Genomic DNA, 16,965 nt, shown 5'->3' on the forward strand with positions numbered 1-16,965 from the left:
CCCGGATGCCTATTCCACGACTCCCTGTGATGGTCCTGAGGGCGTCGATTCTCTAGGATCGTTCATCGTCCTGAAAGCTCGATGCCCAGAACGAATTGTTTGTCGCGCGGCCCCGGCCCCTGCGTAGTGCGTGCCACACTTCTCCGGTGGAAGTTCCGACCGGGATCCCGGGATTTGAATCCCGCTGCCTTCCGGGCCTCCGGGCCGCAAACACGGCCGGGCGCGCCTCACGGCGTCTCGAGCCGGTCATCATGGCGGGCTTACCAGATCTTGATGCCGAAGCGTCCGGCCACAGTCTGCAGGGCTGTGTTCCGGGTGGAGATCGGCGCACCGTCGTCGGAGGTCATCTCATCGCCGTCCAGGCCGTCATCGCGGCGGCGCAGCCAGTACGCCCAGCAATCCCCTCCCCCGTGCTTGCTCTTGAACCGAATACCCAGGGGCAGGCTCCCGTCATCCAGGATCTGCTTCCGGATCCAGGCGGCCACCATGGTTGTCGCCGCCCGGTCCTCTCCGTGCAGGACCCCCAGGGAGAGCTGCGTGAGGCCCAGCTCGCCGTGCAGCTGCGTGCCGATGCCGGCGCTGACGGCCGCGATGGAGTCGGGGTGCCCGACATCGACCCACCAGCCGGTGCTGCCCAGGGTGAGCTCGTAGATACTGCGGCGGTCGCGCCAGTGCTTGGCCAGGAAGCCGGGCCCGACATGATTGCCCCACTCGGCGATGACGGAGCGCAGGTAGACATCGAGGCTCATCCCCATGAAGTCGGCATCCTTCTGCAGCGGGTGCTTGGCGCCGAGCGTCAGGGCATAGCCGGAGAGGACCTCCGCGAAGGCGATCTCCTCATCGGCGGAGATGTAGAGCGTGGAGCCCGGCGTGTCGTAGCGGTTCCAGTCGGCCGGATCATCCCCGGCCAGGCGTTCCGGCGGGTCCAGAGGACCGCGGTTCGTGGTGGCGATCCGGCATCCGGTCCGGAAATCATCCGTGATCCAGAGGCCCGTTTTCGTGCACTTTCGCCCGCTCAAACGTCCTGCCTGTCCTCGAGGAACGCCGTCAGCGCCCGGGCAACTTCCTTGTGGCGGTCTTCGCGGATGGCAGTCAGCGGGGTGTCCTCCCCCAGGAACGGGTTCCCTCCGACGAACCACGCGCGCGCGATCGCGTCGGTCTCGGCGTCGGCGATCGCGATCCACACGCGGTGTGCCAGATACAGGCGCTTCTGGAAGGAGGGGCCGGGCGTCGGGCCGTTGGGCTTCGCCCATTTGTGCGGCAGCTTGGGGTCCTTGGAACCAGCCAGTGTGGCCACCAAGAGGGGACCGAGGTGGGAGTTCAGACGCCGCACAACCTCGTGAATATCCAACCTCGCGGTCGCGCTGTGGCCGGCAGTGATGGTCGCAGAGATGCTCATAACCACTAGAATAACACCCAAATTACACTGCACCTCCACCCGGGCTGAACCCGTCCGTGGAATCATGACCGAAGGGGGCGTACGGGGCCCGATTCCGGCTAGGGTCCGGAGACGGAACCCGGGGCACCCATTTATCGGGGGGTCTTCACTGTCCCGAAAGTTGTTCTGAACGGTCTCCGTGGGACGCCCGAAGGGGAAGAATTGTGGAACGAAAATCGGTCGTGTGTCGCGCCTTGGCGACCGCCGTCCCTTCGCGGGGGCGCATCCGGAGCAGGTCCGCCTCGAACTCGGTCAACATTCCCGCGACGTTGAGCAGCAGCAGGCCTACCGGATCAGTCGGGTCGTAAGGGCTGCCGCCAAGACTGAGCACTGCCCCCTTGGCCGTCAGCTCGTCGGCGATGTCCCCTGGCATTGGAAAGGGATCGGGGCTACATTGTCGTGTTCGCTTGCATCGGCATCCGTTCGCTTCGCTGCGAAGCTCGGTAGCGGACCGGAACCCGCTGACGTCTCCCCGGGCGCGGGTGTATCGTCGTCATACCCTGCTGGTGAAGGAGGATGGCCATGCCTGATCTTGATGACGCCGTGTCAGCGTTCCGGGAGTCGTTCGGCGGTGAAGTGATTGCCCCCAGCGATGCTGGCTACGACCAGGCACGGTCGGTCTGGAACGGCGACATTGACCGCAGGCCCGCCCTCATCGTTCGCCCGTCCGGTGCTCCCGCAGTGGCCCAGGCCATCACCTTTGCGCGCGGAGAAGGGCTCGAAGTGTCAGTTCGCGGAGGCGGGCACAGTTATGCTGGCCACGGCGTTTGCGACGGCGGCCTGATGATCGACCTCAGCCGGCTGGACGAGATAGCCGTGGATGCTCCGGCACGACGGGTGCGCTGTGGTGGGGGAACCACCTGGGGCCAACTCGATGCAGCCACGCAGGAACACAGCCTTGCCGTCACCGGCGGCTTCATCAGTACGACGGGAGTCGGCGGGCTGACGCTGGGCGGAGGAATGGGCTGGCTCACCGCACGGGCCGGGTTGAGCTGCGACAACCTCGTCTCGGCAGAGATTGTCACCGCGGACGGACGTACCGTCACTGCGTCCCAGGACGATAACCCGGAACTTTTCTGGGCCCTTCGCGGCGGCGGAGGCAACTTCGGCATTGTCACCACCTTTGAGTTCGCCCTTCATGACGTGCCGCAACTGACTCAACTGGGCATGTTCTTTTGGGACGTCGAGCACGGCCGTGAGGGTCTGCGGTTCAGCCGCGACCTGGTCAGATCATTGCCCGATGACATGGGTTCCCTGATCGCCGGGCTGAGCGCCCCCGAGGCGCCCTTCGTGCCTGCCGAATACCAGGGCAAGCCGGGATTCGCCGTCCTCGTCGCCGGTTGGGGCACGCCCGAGGAGCACGCTGCCGCGGTCGCACCGGTGCAGCGGATGACGTCTCCACCCCAATGGCAGCTCATCACCCCCGTCCCGTACGTCCAGCTGCAGCAGATGTTCAACGAAGATTCCCCTTGGGGTGTTTACAACTATGAAAAGGCGCTGTACCTGGACGAGCTAAGCGACGAGGCTATCGACATATTCGTCGATCAGCTGCCGCGGAAGACCTCACCCCTGTCCTTTGTCCCCGTCTTCCCGCTCTCCGGGGCCTTCAGCCGAACGGACGACCAGGCCACGGCCTTCGGCGGCAGCAGGAACGGAGCTTGGGTCTTTAACATCTCGGCGACCTGCTCCACCCCCGAACTGCTGGACAAAGACCGGGAGTGGGTACGGGACTTCTGGAAGGCCCTGCGTCCCCAGGCGGCAAGTTCCGGCGGCTACGTCAACTTCCTCACGGAAGCCGACCAGGACCGGGTCCGCATCTCCTACGGACCCGAAAAGTATGACCAGCTGGCCCGGATTAAGGCAGCCTGGGATCCTGAGAATGTCTTTCACCGCAACGCCAACATCCGCCCCGCCGCAGGCACCCCGGCGGCGGCCACGCCAAGCAGTGAACTGGCCTGACCCGTACCGAATGCACCCTGTGGGCTTTTAACGGGGTGAGGTCGTGTCCTGATCGCCGGGACTGAGGAACATCGGGCTTCCACTGCTGACATTGAGGACAAATTGAAAAACAAATCACGTGCCCGGTCTTGGGCCTCGGTTGCCATGGGTACGTTGTGCGGTGTCCCGCTCGGCCGCGCCCACCCGGGCGCATCCAAGGCGCGCCATATGGGGCCCTTCCGGCCGTCTCGTCAAAGGACGATTTTTCGCGGTACTGAGAATATCGGGACGAGACACGTTGCTGAGACGGGGCAGGGTCGGAAATCCCAAGGCTGACAGGAACCGGAACGACCGGGTGGACGCAGTCCCGGCAAAGGATCCTTTCCTGAGATAGCCATTGAGTGAATCGGACCGTAAACGGGCTCTTCGGACATCCGGTGGGGATCAGGGTATGAGTCCTCCGGCGGCCAGGAGCATTCGGAGGCGGTAGTTGTCTCGGTTGCGGTAGCCGAGGGTCAGGAGGCGGTGGAGCTCGATGATTCCGTTGATGGCTTCGGTGCCGCCGTTCGATGAGCGTTGCGTGGTGAAGTAAGCCAAGAACGCGTTGCGCCAGCGGTGCAGGGTTCGGCCCAGCCTGACAGGCGGCGGTTCAGCTATTTTCTGTCGGCGGCGGGCACGGATTCCCAGTCTCAGACACCTTCGGAGGCCGGGTCGTTTGGAGGTGTAGCATATCGGGCGCATTTACTACGGGACGCATCTGGGTGTTTTTGGTCGGGGTCAAGTCCATTTGCTTGGTGTATCGCGGTTGCCGCCTGATTCTTGAAGTTGTTTAGGTGCTGAGCGCCAATTCGGGGTTCGTGTCCTCCTTCGTGGGTCCGGTGGTTTCGGTGCCGACGGTTTGGGCTTGCTGGATGAGATCGAGGTCGAGGTAGCGGCGGACTTCGATCCATTCATCGTGCTGTTCGGCCAGCACAGCTCCGACGAGCCGGATCAGCAAGGTGCGGTACGGGAAGATGCCCACGATAGCGTCTGCTATCCTCCGTTGAAACGTTGTCCTGGAACCCGCTCACAGAATCGTTCCACCCAAACCCAGATGATTTCCCGTGGATATACCACCATGAGCCAAGGAACAATAATGCTTGAACGATCCGATGACCACGACTTTAGCTATGAGCTCCATGAGGGTTCACCAGTTCGTATCCAATGGCATTTCTATGGTGAATCGGAGCTGCCGGTCGCGGTGCAGACCTGGGAACTCCCGCCTGGCGGATTCGAAGGTATGCATGCCCATTCTGAGAATGACATCCCGCTGGAGGAGATCTATATCGTCATCGAAGGTGCCGGACGCATGCGTATCGATGACGAGACCTTCGACGTAACTACGGGAGATTCGGTGTTAGCCCGTGTTGGGACGAGCCACGATTTGCGCAATACCGGCGACGGGCCGCTAAAAATACTGGTCGTCTGGGGAAAACCAGGGACAGCGGACTATTCGGATTTCGGCTCCGCCAAGCTGGCACAGGCCGCACGTGCACACGATGTTCCACAGGCTAAGCCTGCGTAGCGCCTCCCTTCGATGTTAGTGACCGCTAGGGCCTGCCGTTCTCCCCGACCTGGTGGTCCTTCACCTTCCCTGTTGGTACCTGCGTCACCGGTCTGACCGGGCTCGACGTCCAGACGCACCTGGCCGTGTGCGACGCGATGGCCGTCGCTGGCTACGCATTGCCGGTCGCCGCCTGGACCTTCCACGGAAGCATCCTCCAAGGCACCTTTTTCCAGAAGCGCGCCATGACCACTATCTGAGCCGCTAGAACGCCCATCTACTCACCGCTCTGACCGATGGCAGTCCCGTCTCAAGCACCCGTCCCGCCGACCGGTCACCTGGGATTCGTTAGAAAGGTAAGGGTAGTTTGGCGGTTCTGCCGCCGTCGAGCACGATGGTTTCACCGGTCAGGAATGCTGCTTTGTCGCTGGCCAGATAGACGGCAAGGTCGCCGACGTCGGTTGGTGTTCCCACACGGCCGATGGGGTGCAGGCGGTTGAGGGCGCTACTTGCTGCAGCCGAATCGGGGTGGGATGCCAGGTAGGCATCGCTGAGTTCGGAGGTGATCCACCCGGGGGCAATGGCGTTACATCGGATGTTCTCGTTCCCCAGGTCTACGGCTATAGCGCGTGTCAGTCCGTGGATGCCGGCTTTGGAAGCGCAGTAGGCCGCGTGGTGGGGGTTGGCGCCAAGGCCTTCGATGGAGCCGATGTTGATAATGCTCCCCCCTCCGCGCTTTCGCATCTGCGGCAGGGCGGCCTGTATCAGGAACATGGGAGCGCGCAGATTGATGTTGAACATCAGGTCCCATTCCTCTATTTGGATGTCCGAAACAGTGTGTTCGAACATGATTCCGGCATTATTGACGAGGATGTCGAGGGCGCCGAACCGTGCCACGGCATACTCGACTGCCGCCGCCGTGGAAGGGGGAGCCGACAGGTCTGTTTGGATGCCGACGATTCGTGGGTGGCTGTCCAACGGAGCCTTTAGTGCCTCCCTCTGGGCCACAACGACGTGCGCTCCTTCGTCGAGGAACCGTTCAACGATGCCGCGGCCGATACCGCGGCCGCCGCCAGTGACGAGGGCCACCTTGCCTTCGAGCTGCATCGGGTCCTGGCTTCCTGCCGACTCGGGGCCGGTCGCTTCGATGGTTTCATTGCCGGACCAGCGGCCGGGAATTCGATGACACCGGCCACGTGTCCGTTGCCCGCGGGCGGCGGTCTCTTATGCCGGCCGGACCGCGCCGGGTGATGCGGTGCGTTATTGACGCGGGGAAAGCCGACTGGCATGGCCGGGAGATCAATAACGGCGCGTCAGGCGGAACGGACGGGACTTTACTCGCCGTACATGAGACCGGTCAGGAAACCCTCCAGCTCAAGGTCACCGCCGGCTGCTGATGCGCTGTCGGCTCCGCCGGCGGCGGGCATTGGGGCTTGTGCTAAATAAAGGCCTTCCCAGGGGGAGCATGTGATCCCGGGGTGTTGATCACTCCGGGCCTCCGTGTCCTGGGTGCGGGCCGGCGTGGCGGTTCCCCAGGTGACGGCGGGCCGGTGGTTGAATGCGCTCGAGATTGCGCGGTAGCTCATGGACATGGTGGCTTCCTCTCTGATGCCTGCCTGAAAATGCTGAGTTGGTACCTTGCGTCGTAGGTGCTGCGGCCCCGGGGATGGCTATGCTTTTACGGCTTACAAAAAAATGAACGTGGCGTTCAACTAATGAACGTCGTGCTGAAATGATGACATGGCTCACGTGCGATTTCAAGGGGTTCAGGAGAAATATTGACAATCTTTATGCCCGACATCAAACTGAACGCAAGGTTCAATATCTGAACGAGTTTGTCTGTAACGAGCATGCCGGGGTACATGCATGGTTGACGGGCGGCCCTGTTTTACGGGGTGCGGGAAGGGAGCTGGTTTTGGCCACCAAGGAGGGAACCCGGCACATCGTGCCTGTCCGCTACCGTGCGGCGTTGAAGGTGCTGCCGGCGCCGGTGGCGGCTGTCTGTGCCGTGGACCCGGAGACGAGTCAGCCACATGGGCTGCTGGTGCACAGCTTCCGGCTGGTTTCCGTAGATCCGCCGCTGGTCTCCTTCAGCGTGGGCGGAAGCTCGCGGACGTGGCCGCGGATGGCATCGGCTGGCTGCTTCAGCGTCAGTGTCCTTGCATCGGATCAGCGCATGGTGTGCCGGTCGTTTGAATCCAGGGGCCAGGACAAGTTCCGGTGGGTCCGCTGGCATACCTCGGAGGCGGGTGTTCCGCGCATCGACGGATCCGCTGCGTGGCTCGACTGCCGCATCAGCCGGATCCTCCCGGTTGGAGACCATCTGATGGTGATTGCGGAACCGCTGGCCCTCACCGTGGGTACGGGCGTGCCTCTGGTGTCCGGGCGCGGCGGGCCGTTCTGATACCGCGCAGCTCCCGCACGGGGCTGTGTCTGCGGCGGACGCTGCCGACGGGCCTGGGGCCCTAGATCATGGACCTGCAGACCGTGTTTGCGGCTTCTTTCATCCGGTCGACGATGGCGGGCAGCCGCCCGGTTTTCATGCGCTGGATGGGTCCGTTGACAGTCAAAATCCCGATGAGCTGGCCCGTGACGTCTCTGACGGGGCAGCCGACGGCGAACAGCCCCTCCTCGAGTTCGTTGTCCAACGTGGAATAGCCCTGGCGCCGGACATCGTGCAGTTCAACGGTGAGCTCGGCACGATTGGTGATTGTTTGGCGCGTGTATGCTTCGAGTTTTTCGGGCAGGACAGCGGTTACTCGGTCGTCCGTGAGCTCGGCGAGAATAATTTTCCCGCTGGCACTGGCATGGAGCGGATACCGGTGGCCGATGTATTCCTGGGAAACGTTGAGCATGCGCGAGCCGTTGGCTTCGGCGATCATGTCAAAGTCCAGTTCACCGGTGACCACCGCGAAGCCGATGGTTTCGTTCAGTTCAGCGGCGAGTTCATTCAGGGCCGGCTGGATGCGGGCCACCAGGCCGGTGTGCGGGTCCGCCAGTCGTCCCAGACGGGCCACTTCCCATCCGAGCAGGTATCGGTTGTCGATCCGGTCAACGAAGCCGGTCTGTTCAAGGCTCAGCAGCAGCCGGAACGCGGTGGGGCGCGTCATGCCTACGGCCTGGGAGAGTTCGGTGACGGTAATCCCGCGCCGGTGGCGCCCGAGTTCGCGCAGCAGGACGGTTGCCTTGATGACGGATTTATTGGTCAGGTCCGGGGTTTCCTGCGGTTGCGGATCTGTCTGTGCTTCAGCGTTCATGTCCTCGTCTTTTCCCCTCGACGCAGTTGTTCCGGCGGTGTTGCTCCGGACCCCGGGCCGCCGACGTGTTGCATCCATCCTATGACCTGCGTTCTTTTTGAACACCGCGTTCAGCGCGGGGACAGCCTTTCGTGCCCGGCGCTGCTTCCGTACCCGGGCATCGCCCCAAGCTGCGGTGATGCGCATCCGGCTGACGAACGGGACGGGGCCCCTGCCGTGTGGCAGGGGCCCCGTCCCGTTCGTCAGCCGGAAAGGCGGCGGAGTGCCCGGGCCGGTTACGCGCTCATACGGAGGCCGAGGCGGGGGCGGAGGCCGCGTTCAGGCTCAGGCCCTTTGTTTCGGGGGCGAGCCGTTGGGAGACCAGCGCCCCGATGACGCAGATGCCGGCGGCGAAGAGCATGGTTGTTCCGATGCCCAGGCCGCTGATGGACAGCGGGAGAAGGAAGGTGCCGGCGGCGGCGCCGACCCGGGAGACAGCAGTGGCGAAGCCTACGCCGGCGCCGCGGATTTCGGTGGGAAAGACTTCTCCCGGGTAGACGCCGGTCAGTGCGGTGGAGACGGCGTTGGCGAAGGAGAAGATGATGAAGCAGGCCAGGATGATGATCGGGGAGACGTGGGCGAACAGGCCGATGATGATCAGGGCTCCGGCGCCGATCCACATCGGCGGGATGGCGAGTTTGCGGCGGCCGACTTTTTCGATGAGGAACATGGAGGTCAGGGCCCCGGCGACCACGACGCCGTTCAAGGCCAGAGCCCCGGTCAGCCCGTCTTCAATGCCAGTGCTTTCCAGGACGATGGGGGCAAATGTGGCAATGGCGAAGTACGGGGTGACGTTGCAGACCCAGTAGATGCAGACAAAGGCCGTGGCTTTGCGGTATTGGGGGGAGAACAGCCGCCAGACGCTGGTGCTTCCGCGCACCTCGTTCGTCACGTCCAGCACTTCGGCCTCTTCCATGTACTTTTCGGCGATGGCGAGCCCTTCCTGGACCCGGCCCTTGCTCATCAGCCAGCGGGGGGATTCCGGAGTGCCCAGCCGCAGCAGGAACACAATGAGCGAAGGAACGGTGCTCATGCCCAGGATGATGCGCCAGTCGGCGGTGAATACGGAGGACATGTAGTAGCCGACGGCATAGGAGACCAGGTAGCCGATGTACCAGGCGACTTCCTGGAAGGCCAGGAGCTTTCCGCGCATCCGGGCCGGGGAGAATTCGGCCAGCAGTGGCCAGCCGATGGCGTAGTCCGCGCCGATCGCCATGCCCATGACCAGCCTGATGACAAACAGCTGCCAGGCCTCGGCGACGAAGAACTGGGCGGCGGAGCCTGCGAGGAAGATAGCCAGGTCAATGGTGAACATCGGCTTGCGCCCGATCTTGTCCGCCAGGTACCCGCCCAGCGGGCCGCCGAGGAAGATTCCGATCAGCGCCGAGGCGCCGATCAGGCCCTGCCAGGCGAAAGAGAGGCCGAGATCCGCAGTGAGGGCGGGCATGACCAGGCCGATTCCGCCCAGGATGAAACCGTCGATGAACATGCCGCCGGCGATGACGCCGCTGAGTTTGTAGAGGAAGCGGCGCTTCCCCGGATCGGGCGTGGCGGGCGGGCGCATTGCCGGTTCAGTCTGCTTCGCGGTAGGTGGGTTCACGGTGACTTCCTTGTCTTCGTTCAGGATACGGCGGCCCGGTATCGGGCGGAATGATGGATGCGGCGGTCCGGCCACACGACGGACGTTCAATAAGCGAACGCGGTGATCAAAAATATGACACGCACCACAGCCCCCGTCAAGAGGTTGTCGTCACAAGACCCGAATTTGATGCACCCCTTGACAGTGATTCAGATAACAAATAAATTTGAACGAGACGTTCATTATGTGAACGGATGATGTTCATGTCGCTCCGGCGACCGTACCGGGACAAGGAAGTGCCGCTGATATGAAAAACAAGCCCTTGAGTCTTTTTGCCTTCGACATCCTCGCTCCTGCCCACCTGACCTCCGGGTCATGGCGCAACGAGGGGGACCAGGGCCACCGCTACACCGATCTGAGCTACTGGACGGATGTCGCCAGGATGCTCGAAGATGCGCATTTCGACGGGATCTTCTTCGCCGACACGATCGGATACCACGACGTTTATGAGGGAACCGCAGATGGTGCCCTGCGGGACGCGGCCCAGTTCCCGGTCAACGATCCGACGCTGCTGATCAGCGGCATGGCCGCCGTGACCAGGCACCTCACCTTTGGGGTGACGTGTTCGCTGACCTACGAACAGCCCTATCTCATGGCCCGGAAGTTCAGCACCCTGGACCACCTCACCGCCGGGCGTGTCGGCTGGAACATCGTGACGTCCTATTCGGAATCTGCGGCCCGCAACCTCGGCTACACGCAGCAGCTGACCCACGACGAACGCTACGACCTGGCGGATGAGTACATGGAGGTCTGCTACAAGCTCTGGGAGTCCTCCTTCGACGAAGATGCCGTCGTCATGGACCGCGAATCAGCCGTTTACGTGGACCCGTCCAGGGTCCATCCGATCGAGCATTCCGGGAAGTACTTCTCCGTTCCGGGTTTCCACCTCTGCGAGCCCTCCCCGCAGCGCACCCCGGTGCTGTTCCAGGCCGGGGCCTCACCCAAGGGCATGAGTTTTGCCGGGAAACACGCCGAATCGGTCTTTATCAATACCACCTCCGCTGAACAGGCCGGGCGCAGCGTCCAGAAGATCCGGCAGGCCGCCGTCGACGCGGGGCGCGATCCGGACAGCATCAAGGTTGTCGCCCTGATTACCGTCATTGTCGCTGCGACTGACGAAGAGGCCGAGGCAAAGCACCAGGAATACCGGAAGAACACCACCATCGAAGGCGCGCTGGCCCGGTTCGGTGGCTGGACCGGCATTGACCTCTCGGCCTATGACCTGGACATGCCGCTGAAGTCCATCGAGACCCGCGGCATCCAGTCGATTGTTGACATGTTCTCCAAAGCGGACCCGGACCGGGAATGGACGCCGCGGCAGGTCGCGGACTTCCTCGCCATCGGCGGGACCGGATCCACGATCGTGGGTTCCCCCGAAACCGTCGCCGCTGAACTTCGGCGCTGGCGCGATGTCGGTGACATCGACGGCATCAACCTCAGCTACACCACCAAGCCCGGCGGCTGGGAGCAGTTCATCGAGCTCGCACTGCCCGAGCTGCGCCGCCAGGAACTCGTCTCCGGCATCCGTGCCGAGGACCAGCGGCCGCTGACATTGCGGGAAAAGCTCAACGGTACCGGACACCGCCACACACTGGAGGGCCACCCCGCCACCGGACACCGCGCCCGGCACCTGTCCGCCGCCAACGGCCCGGCCTGACCGGCCACGACCAGCAAAACTGCAGGAGAGACAGACAGATGAGTGAAACAACAGACATCGTGGTCATCGGAGCCGGTATCGCCGGACTCATCACAGCGCGTGAACTAACCCGGCACGGGCACCAGGTCGTCGTCCTCGAAGCCAGGGACCGGATCGGCGGTCGCACCTGGACCGACCACCGGCTGGGACGGAACCTGGAAATGGGGGGCACCTGGCTGCACTGGGTCCAGCCGCATTCCTGGGCCGAGGTAACCCGCTACGGGCTGGCCGTGACCCGCGGACCCCGGTCCGAGGAAACCTACTGGCTGGCCGGGAACGAGGTACGCCGCGGAAACCTGGAAGACTTCATGACCCTGATCAACCCAGGCATGACCCGGCTGCTTGAAGACACGATGAAATGGATTCCCCGGCCCGACACCCCGCTGTCCGTACCCGGGATCGCGGAAGTGGACCAGTTCAACCTTCAGGAAATGCTGGACGAGCTGGACCTGGGCGAGGACGAAAAGAACGCCAACGAGGCCGCCTGGGTCGGGCACTTCAACGCACCCCTGGTCCACTGCGCCTACACCAACGCCATGCGCTGGACCGCGGCAACGGCCGGCTCCTGGCACCTGATGCACGAGGCCTCCGCGATCTACCGCCTCACCGAGGGCACCCAGGCACTCGTCGGCGCCATCGCCGACGACTCCGAGGCAGACATCCGCACCCAGGCCCCCGTCAGCTCCATCCACCACACACCCGACGGAGCAACAGTCACCTACGGCGGCGGCCTCGAAATCCACGCCAAGCGGGTCGTCGTCACCGTCCCGCAGAACCTGCTCCACAAATTGGACATCACCCCGGCCCTGTCGGCCGGGAAGATCACCCCCAGCCTTGAAAAGGCGGCCTCCCGAGGCGTCAAGGTGTGGATACGTGTCCGCGGTCCGATTAAGCCTTTCTTTGCCTACTCCTCCCAGCACCATCCCCTCTCGGTGGTCCGCACCGAATACCTTGGAACCGATGACGCCGTCCTCGTCGCGTTCGGGGCCGACGCGGCCAGGATCGATGTCAACGACCGTGACGCGGTCGCCGACGCCCTGAAAGTCTGGCGTGATGACCTAGAAGTCCTGGAAGTCACCGGACACGACTGGATGTCCGACCCCCTCTCGGAAGAAACCTGGCTCATCCAGCAGCCCGGACAACTGACAAAATACCTCCACGCGCAGCAGGCCAGCGAAGGCGTCCTGCACTTCGCCAGCGGCGACTACGCCAACATCTGGGCCGGCTTCATCGACGGAGCCATCGAAAGCGGCACCAGGGCCGCACGCAACATCCACACCGGCCTGCAGGCGCGGGTCCCCGTACCGGTTCTCCAGGGGCAGCCATGAACACCAGCGCCGCCCTCCGGCCCATTGACCCGGCGCACTTTCGTGCCGTCATGCGCCACCTGCCGACCGGCGTCGCGGCCGTCTGCGCAACCGACCCCGACACGGGCGCACCCAGCGGATTGATCGTCGGCTCATTCCAGTCCCTGTCCCTGGAACCGGCACTGGTGACGTTCAGTGTCACGCACACCTCCACCAGCTGGCCCAGGATCGCCCGCGCCGGCCAGTTCAGCGTGAACCTTCTTGCCGAGGGACAGCAGCCCGTCTGCGCAGCACTCTCCAGCCGGGGGGAGGACAAGTTCGGCTCCCTTAACTGGTACGCGTCAGGCTACGGAACCCCCCACATTGAAGGCTCACTCGGGTGGATCGATTGCCGGGTCGAACAGGAAATCGTCGCAGGAGACCACCTCATCATCATTGCGGCGGTGCTGGAAATGACCGCCAGCAAGGGAGAACCCCTGGTCTTTCACGGCGGCCGCCTCGGCGGCTTCCGGGAGAGCCAAGCAGCGTGAGCAGCATCTGCGGTCCAGCCTCCGCCACGAGACACTGACGAAGGGGGACCGGCATGATCGGTACAGCCATCGAGGTTATGGGTTGGCTCGGTGCCCTGATTGTTACGTCTGCCTATCTGTTGTTTTCGATGCACCGGATCGGCAACGGCTACCTGTTCCAGGCAGCCAATCTGGCAGGTGCCGTGGCCATGCTCCTCAATGGCATCTACCACGCGGCCTGGCCATCGGCCACTGTGAACCTCATCTGGTGCGGTATTGCGATCTGGGCACTGAGCCGCCTGAAACGCCAGCATCAGGACGGGCCCCGACCAGCAACGGCCGGGGTGGATCTCGGCGACGAACTCATCCCGCCACCGGGCCCGGAAGTCATCTGTGAGGAAGCAACCGCGGTACAGGACATCCGGTAAAGCACAACTGAACATCCACCCGCCGGCCGGTTCCCCCTCAGAACCCCAGCTCCGGCACCGCACTAAAAAGGAAGACTGCCATGGAGATAACTGCACCCACCGAGATCACCCCGGCGCACTACCGCAAGGTGCTCGGCCGGCTGCCCACCGGGGTCGTTGCGATCACCGGGGTCAACGATGAAGACGACCAGCTCGGACTGATCGTGGGCACCTTCCAGTCACTGTCCCTGGACCCGCCCCTGGTCATGTTCTGCGTGGACAAGTCCTCCTCCACCTGGCCAAAACTGCGTAACCTGCAAAACTTCACCGCCAATATCCTCTCCGAGGGCCAGGTGGAGGTGTGCAGGGCACTCTCGCGAAAGGGTCCGAAGAAGTTCGAGAACCTGCCGTACGCCACCGGCCCCCTCGGAACGCCCCGGCTCGAGGGCGCCTCGGCCTGGATCGACTGTGCCGTCACAGCCGAAGTCGCTGTCGGTGACCACTACATGGTCATCGGCGCCATCAGCGCCATGGAGGAAGGAACCGGCGACGCGCTCCTGTTCAAGGGCGGCGCATTCGGCCAGTACCTGGGCCATCCGGCCCCCGTCACGGCAACAGCCAAGGAGAAGTAGCATGACCACACGACAAGAAACCATCCTCCAGGCCTGGGACCTCGCCTGGGGCCGCGGCGACATCGCGGCCTTCGAAAAGCTCATCTCACCGGACTATGTCCGACGATCCAAATCCGGCTCGGAAGACTTCAGCCAGCTCCGGAAAACCATAGAAGCCACCCACGAGGCCTTTCCCGACTTCTCCACCCGGATTATCCACATCGTCGAAGACGGTCCCATCGCCGCCATCCACTGGGAAAGCACAGGAACCCATCAGGGCCCGTTCATGGATGTTCCGGCCACCGGACGCAGCATCACCGTCTCCGGCGCCTCCTTCCTCCGCTTCGAAGCCGGGCTGCTGGCCGAAGAATCGGTGATCTGGGACCCCCGGGAACTCCTCACCGCACTGGGAATCTGGCACCTCGGGCCCGGCGGGCTCGCCAAGAAGGCCTGACCCCCCCTCGCGCGGCCCGACCATATCAACATCAACGACAGACAGGAACGAACGGGGCCTTTCGGGGCAGGGCGCGTTATCGGCAACAGCAAGGACAGCACCATGGGTACCAACCACCGACCGCTTCAACGGTCCCGGCAACCGTTCCGCACACCCGAACCGGTCCGTGACTGGACCGACCTCCACCGTGACGACGAGGTGGACGTGCGCCTTAACGGCCAGGTCATTGCCTCCGGACGGATCGACATGCGCGCCCTGGACGGGACCGTCTTCTGGCTCCTCCAAAACAATGGGTGGGGCCGGAAAATGATCCTCCAGAGCGAAGGCCTGACCGTCCAAAAACGTGCCCGCGACGAACGTCCTTAATCCTTTCGCCACCGCACCGCTGCACCCACGCGGCCTGAGCCCGACCTGGTCCGAACCCCGCGGTCGGAATTTCGCCCGCGGTTCGGACAATCACCCGGCAAAACTACTGCCCAGATTCACAGGAGCACCACCATGACACTCACCGGACACTCACTCATCGCCGGGCAGATTGTAGCCGGCGTCAACGGAACCATCTTGGGCATCAACCCCGCCACGAACGAACAACTCGACCCCGCTTACACGCTGCTCACCGAGGAGCAGCTGAAAGCAGCAACCGCCGCCGCAGCTGAGGCCTACCCGTCCTTGAGCACCCTTGATCCCGAGACACATGCCGGATTCCTGGAAGCCATCGCCGGGAACATCGAGTCCATCGGAGAGGAACTGATCATCCGCGCGGGCCAAGAGACCGGCCTGCCCGCGGCCCGCCTGCAGGGAGAGCGAGCCCGCACCACGGGGCAGCTGCGCCTCTTCGCTGCCGTGGTCCGCCAAGGCGATTTCCGCGGCGTCCGCATAGACCGCGCGTTGCCGGAGCGCACGCCAATGGCCCGGGCCGACATCCGCCAGCGCCAGATTCCCCTCGGACCGGTCGCCGTGTTCGGTGCCAGCAACTTTCCCCTTGCTTTCTCTACGGCCGGAGGAGACACCGCATCGGCCCTCGCAGCCGGCTGCCCCGTCGTTTTCAAAGCCCACAACGCCCACCCCGGCACCGGAGAGCTCGTTGGCCAGGCCATCGCCAAAGCCGCCCGGGACACAGGACTGCACCCCGGCGTCTTCTCCCTCGTCTACGGACCAGGGGCCAGCATCGGTCAGGCCCTCGTCGCTGACCCGGCCATCAAAGCCGTGGGCTTCACCGGCTCCCAGGCAGCCGGGATCGCGCTGATGCGCACGGCGGCGGGCCGGCCCGAGCCCATCCCGGTTTATGCGGAAATGTCCTCACTCAACCCGGTCTTCGTCTTCCCCGGCGCCCTCAAAGGCAACGTGGACGCACTGGCGCAGCAGTACGTCGCCGCAGTCACCGGCAGCTCCGGACAGCTCTGCACCTCTCCCGGCCTGCTCTTCGCCCCGGCCGGTGAGGCAGGGGACAAACTCGCTGCCGCAGTCGGAAGTGCAGTCTCCGCCTGCGCTGGCCAGACCATGCTGACCGGAGGCATCGCCGCGTCCTGGAACGCCGGCGCCACAGCGCTCGGTTCCGCCGAGAACGTAACCGTCGTCGGCCAGGGCAAGGCCGGTCCCACCGAAAACGCGCCGGCCCCCACCATCTTTGGGACCGAGATCGCGGACTTTGTCGGCAACCAAGTGCTTCACGCCGAGATCTTCGGTGCCGCGTCCCTGGTGATCCGCTACTCGAACGTCGCGGAACTGGTCGAGGCAACCAACCGGCTCGAAGGCCAGCTCACCGCTTCCCTGCAGCTCACCGACGAGGACCACCCAATGGCGGCGCAGCTGCTTCCCGCACTCGAACAGAAGGTGGGGCGCATCATCGTCAACGGCTGGCCCACCGGCGTCGAAGTGGGCCACGCCATGGTTCACGGCGGCCCGTTCCCGGCAACGTCGGACACGAAAACCACCTCCGTCGGTACTCTGGCGATCAACCGCTTCTTGCGGCCGGTCGCGTACCAGAACCTGCCCCAAGAACTGCTTCCGGCACCGCTTCAGGACGACAACCCCTGGCACCTGAACCGCCAACTCGACGGCGTGACAGAGACGGCCGAAAAAACACACGCCACCCTCTGATATGACCGCCGCCCCGCCGGCTATCAC

18 protein-coding genes and 2 pseudogenes are annotated in these 16,965 nt (G+C 63.9%); 12 read left to right on the top strand and 8 right to left on the bottom strand.

Features of this window, described 5'->3' with window-relative positions:
• Window positions 1-260: 260 nt before the first annotated feature.
• From J9611_RS05040 to J9611_RS05050, 3 genes are all read right to left on the bottom strand, one after another.
• Window positions 261-1,019 (bottom strand): hypothetical protein, encoded by a 759-nt coding sequence (locus J9611_RS05040; RefSeq protein WP_211878254.1) that lies wholly within the window; start codon window positions 1,017-1,019, stop codon window positions 261-263.
• On the bottom strand, window positions 1,016-1,399 hold the full coding sequence (locus J9611_RS05045) for a hypothetical protein (RefSeq protein ID WP_211878257.1): 384 nt from the start codon (window positions 1,397-1,399) through the stop codon (window positions 1,016-1,018). The genes J9611_RS05040 and J9611_RS05045 overlap by 4 nt, the downstream gene beginning before the upstream one ends.
• A 145-nt stretch (window positions 1,400-1,544) precedes the next feature.
• Complete coding sequence (locus J9611_RS05050; protein WP_211878259.1) at window positions 1,545-1,811, bottom strand: recombinase family protein; 267 nt, start codon at window positions 1,809-1,811, stop codon at window positions 1,545-1,547.
• A 149-nt stretch (window positions 1,812-1,960) separates the two neighbouring features.
• Here J9611_RS05050 and J9611_RS05055 point away from each other — a divergent pair, with 149 nt between their 5' ends.
• Window positions 1,961-3,397 carry an FAD-binding oxidoreductase gene (locus J9611_RS05055; protein WP_211878261.1) on the top strand — a complete coding sequence of 479 codons (1,437 nt, stop codon included), beginning with the start codon at window positions 1,961-1,963 and terminating at the stop codon, window positions 3,395-3,397.
• 423 nt (window positions 3,398-3,820) lie between these two features.
• Here the strand turns inward: J9611_RS05055 and J9611_RS22290 are convergent.
• Window positions 3,821-4,024: pseudogene (locus J9611_RS22290) on the bottom strand (transposase); the annotation flags it as partial.
• Between the two features lie 181 nt (window positions 4,025-4,205).
• Window positions 4,206-4,418: pseudogene (locus J9611_RS05065) on the bottom strand (transposase); the annotation flags it as partial.
• Between the two features lie 93 nt (window positions 4,419-4,511).
• Here J9611_RS05065 and J9611_RS05070 point away from each other — a divergent pair.
• Window positions 4,512-4,940: a cupin domain-containing protein gene (locus tag J9611_RS05070; RefSeq protein WP_211878263.1), complete on the top strand. Its 429-nt coding sequence runs from the start codon at window positions 4,512-4,514 to the stop codon at window positions 4,938-4,940.
• Between the two features lie 92 nt (window positions 4,941-5,032).
• On the top strand, window positions 5,033-5,179 hold the full coding sequence (locus J9611_RS05075; protein WP_246527405.1) for a hypothetical protein: 147 nt from the start codon (window positions 5,033-5,035) through the stop codon (window positions 5,177-5,179).
• An 88-nt stretch (window positions 5,180-5,267) separates the two neighbouring features.
• Here the strand turns inward: J9611_RS05075 and J9611_RS05080 are convergent, their stop codons facing one another.
• Window positions 5,268-6,026, bottom strand: a complete 759-nt coding sequence (locus J9611_RS05080) for an SDR family NAD(P)-dependent oxidoreductase (protein ID WP_211878265.1) — start codon at window positions 6,024-6,026, stop codon at window positions 5,268-5,270.
• Between the two features lie 625 nt (window positions 6,027-6,651).
• Here J9611_RS05080 and J9611_RS05085 point away from each other — a divergent pair.
• Window positions 6,652-7,323, top strand: coding sequence for a flavin reductase family protein (locus J9611_RS05085; protein ID WP_211878267.1), 672 nt, complete (start codon window positions 6,652-6,654; stop codon window positions 7,321-7,323).
• 61 nt (window positions 7,324-7,384) lie between these two features.
• Here the strand turns inward: J9611_RS05085 and J9611_RS05090 are convergent, their stop codons facing one another.
• Together J9611_RS05090 and J9611_RS05095 are read right to left on the bottom strand one after the other, a co-directional pair.
• Window positions 7,385-8,176 (bottom strand): IclR family transcriptional regulator, encoded by a 792-nt coding sequence (locus J9611_RS05090; RefSeq protein WP_211878269.1) that lies wholly within the window; start codon window positions 8,174-8,176, stop codon window positions 7,385-7,387.
• Window positions 8,177-8,459: 283 nt separating this feature from the next.
• Window positions 8,460-9,815: an MFS transporter gene (locus tag J9611_RS05095; protein WP_307857021.1), complete on the bottom strand. Its 1,356-nt coding sequence runs from the start codon at window positions 9,813-9,815 to the stop codon at window positions 8,460-8,462.
• Between the two features lie 286 nt (window positions 9,816-10,101).
• On the opposite strand from J9611_RS05095, the gene J9611_RS05100 reads away from it, so the two are divergent.
• The 8 genes from J9611_RS05100 (at window position 10,102) to J9611_RS05135 (ending at window position 16,938) form a co-directional block, all read left to right on the top strand.
• A complete protein-coding gene (locus tag J9611_RS05100; RefSeq protein WP_211878271.1) occupies window positions 10,102-11,511 on the top strand; it encodes an LLM class flavin-dependent oxidoreductase in 1,410 nt (469 codons plus the stop codon).
• Window positions 11,512-11,549: 38 nt separating this feature from the next.
• Window positions 11,550-12,878 carry a flavin monoamine oxidase family protein gene (locus J9611_RS05105; RefSeq protein WP_211878273.1) on the top strand — a complete coding sequence of 443 codons (1,329 nt, stop codon included), beginning with the start codon at window positions 11,550-11,552 and terminating at the stop codon, window positions 12,876-12,878.
• The gene (locus J9611_RS05110; protein ID WP_211878275.1) at window positions 12,875-13,387 is read left to right on the top strand and encodes a flavin reductase family protein; all 513 of its coding nucleotides are present in this window, start codon (window positions 12,875-12,877) and stop codon (window positions 13,385-13,387) included. Before J9611_RS05105 ends, J9611_RS05110 begins: the two co-directional genes overlap by 4 nt.
• A 53-nt stretch (window positions 13,388-13,440) precedes the next feature.
• A complete protein-coding gene (locus J9611_RS05115) occupies window positions 13,441-13,794 on the top strand; it encodes a CBU_0592 family membrane protein (protein WP_211878277.1) in 354 nt (117 codons plus the stop codon).
• Between the two features lie 80 nt (window positions 13,795-13,874).
• Window positions 13,875-14,405 carry a flavin reductase family protein gene (locus J9611_RS05120; RefSeq protein WP_211878279.1) on the top strand — a complete coding sequence of 177 codons (531 nt, stop codon included), beginning with the start codon at window positions 13,875-13,877 and terminating at the stop codon, window positions 14,403-14,405.
• Window position 14,406: 1 nt separating this feature from the next.
• Window positions 14,407-14,838 carry an ester cyclase gene (locus tag J9611_RS05125; protein WP_211878281.1) on the top strand — a complete coding sequence of 144 codons (432 nt, stop codon included), beginning with the start codon at window positions 14,407-14,409 and terminating at the stop codon, window positions 14,836-14,838.
• A gap of 102 nt (window positions 14,839-14,940) precedes the next feature.
• Entirely contained in the window at window positions 14,941-15,204 is a 264-nt protein-coding gene (locus J9611_RS05130) for a hypothetical protein (protein WP_211878282.1), read from the top strand.
• A 132-nt stretch (window positions 15,205-15,336) separates the two neighbouring features.
• Window positions 15,337-16,938, top strand: coding sequence for an aldehyde dehydrogenase (NADP(+)) (locus J9611_RS05135; protein WP_211878284.1), 1,602 nt, complete (start codon window positions 15,337-15,339; stop codon window positions 16,936-16,938).
• The last annotated feature ends 27 nt before the right edge of the window (window positions 16,939-16,965 follow it).

It is taken from the genome of Pseudarthrobacter albicanus, from assembly GCF_018224015.1.
Taxonomy (GTDB): Bacteria; Actinomycetota; Actinomycetes; order Actinomycetales; family Micrococcaceae; genus Arthrobacter; species Arthrobacter albicanus.

Excerpts from the sequence above, each read along its gene's own strand:
- J9611_RS05045 (WP_211878257.1), bottom strand. The coding sequence starts at position 1,399 with ATGAGCATCTCTGCGACCATCACTGCCGGCCACAGCGCGACCGCGAGG.
- J9611_RS05050 (WP_211878259.1), bottom strand. The coding sequence starts at position 1,811 with ATGCCAGGGGACATCGCCGACGAGCTGACGGCCAAGGGGGCAGTGCTC.
- J9611_RS05055 (WP_211878261.1), top strand. The coding sequence starts at position 1,961 with ATGCCTGATCTTGATGACGCCGTGTCAGCGTTCCGGGAGTCGTTCGGC.
- J9611_RS05070 (WP_211878263.1), top strand. The coding sequence starts at position 4,512 with ATGCTTGAACGATCCGATGACCACGACTTTAGCTATGAGCTCCATGAG.
- J9611_RS05080 (WP_211878265.1), bottom strand. The coding sequence starts at position 6,026 with ATGCAGCTCGAAGGCAAGGTGGCCCTCGTCACTGGCGGCGGCCGCGGT.
- J9611_RS05085 (WP_211878267.1), top strand. The coding sequence starts at position 6,652 with ATGATGACATGGCTCACGTGCGATTTCAAGGGGTTCAGGAGAAATATT.
- J9611_RS05090 (WP_211878269.1), bottom strand. The coding sequence starts at position 8,176 with ATGAACGCTGAAGCACAGACAGATCCGCAACCGCAGGAAACCCCGGAC.
- J9611_RS05100 (WP_211878271.1), top strand. The coding sequence starts at position 10,102 with ATGAAAAACAAGCCCTTGAGTCTTTTTGCCTTCGACATCCTCGCTCCT.
- J9611_RS05105 (WP_211878273.1), top strand. The coding sequence starts at position 11,550 with ATGAGTGAAACAACAGACATCGTGGTCATCGGAGCCGGTATCGCCGGA.
- J9611_RS05110 (WP_211878275.1), top strand. The coding sequence starts at position 12,875 with ATGAACACCAGCGCCGCCCTCCGGCCCATTGACCCGGCGCACTTTCGT.
- J9611_RS05115 (WP_211878277.1), top strand. The coding sequence starts at position 13,441 with ATGATCGGTACAGCCATCGAGGTTATGGGTTGGCTCGGTGCCCTGATT.
- J9611_RS05120 (WP_211878279.1), top strand. The coding sequence starts at position 13,875 with ATGGAGATAACTGCACCCACCGAGATCACCCCGGCGCACTACCGCAAG.
- J9611_RS05125 (WP_211878281.1), top strand. The coding sequence starts at position 14,407 with ATGACCACACGACAAGAAACCATCCTCCAGGCCTGGGACCTCGCCTGG.
- J9611_RS05130 (WP_211878282.1), top strand. The coding sequence starts at position 14,941 with ATGGGTACCAACCACCGACCGCTTCAACGGTCCCGGCAACCGTTCCGC.
- J9611_RS05135 (WP_211878284.1), top strand. The coding sequence starts at position 15,337 with ATGACACTCACCGGACACTCACTCATCGCCGGGCAGATTGTAGCCGGC.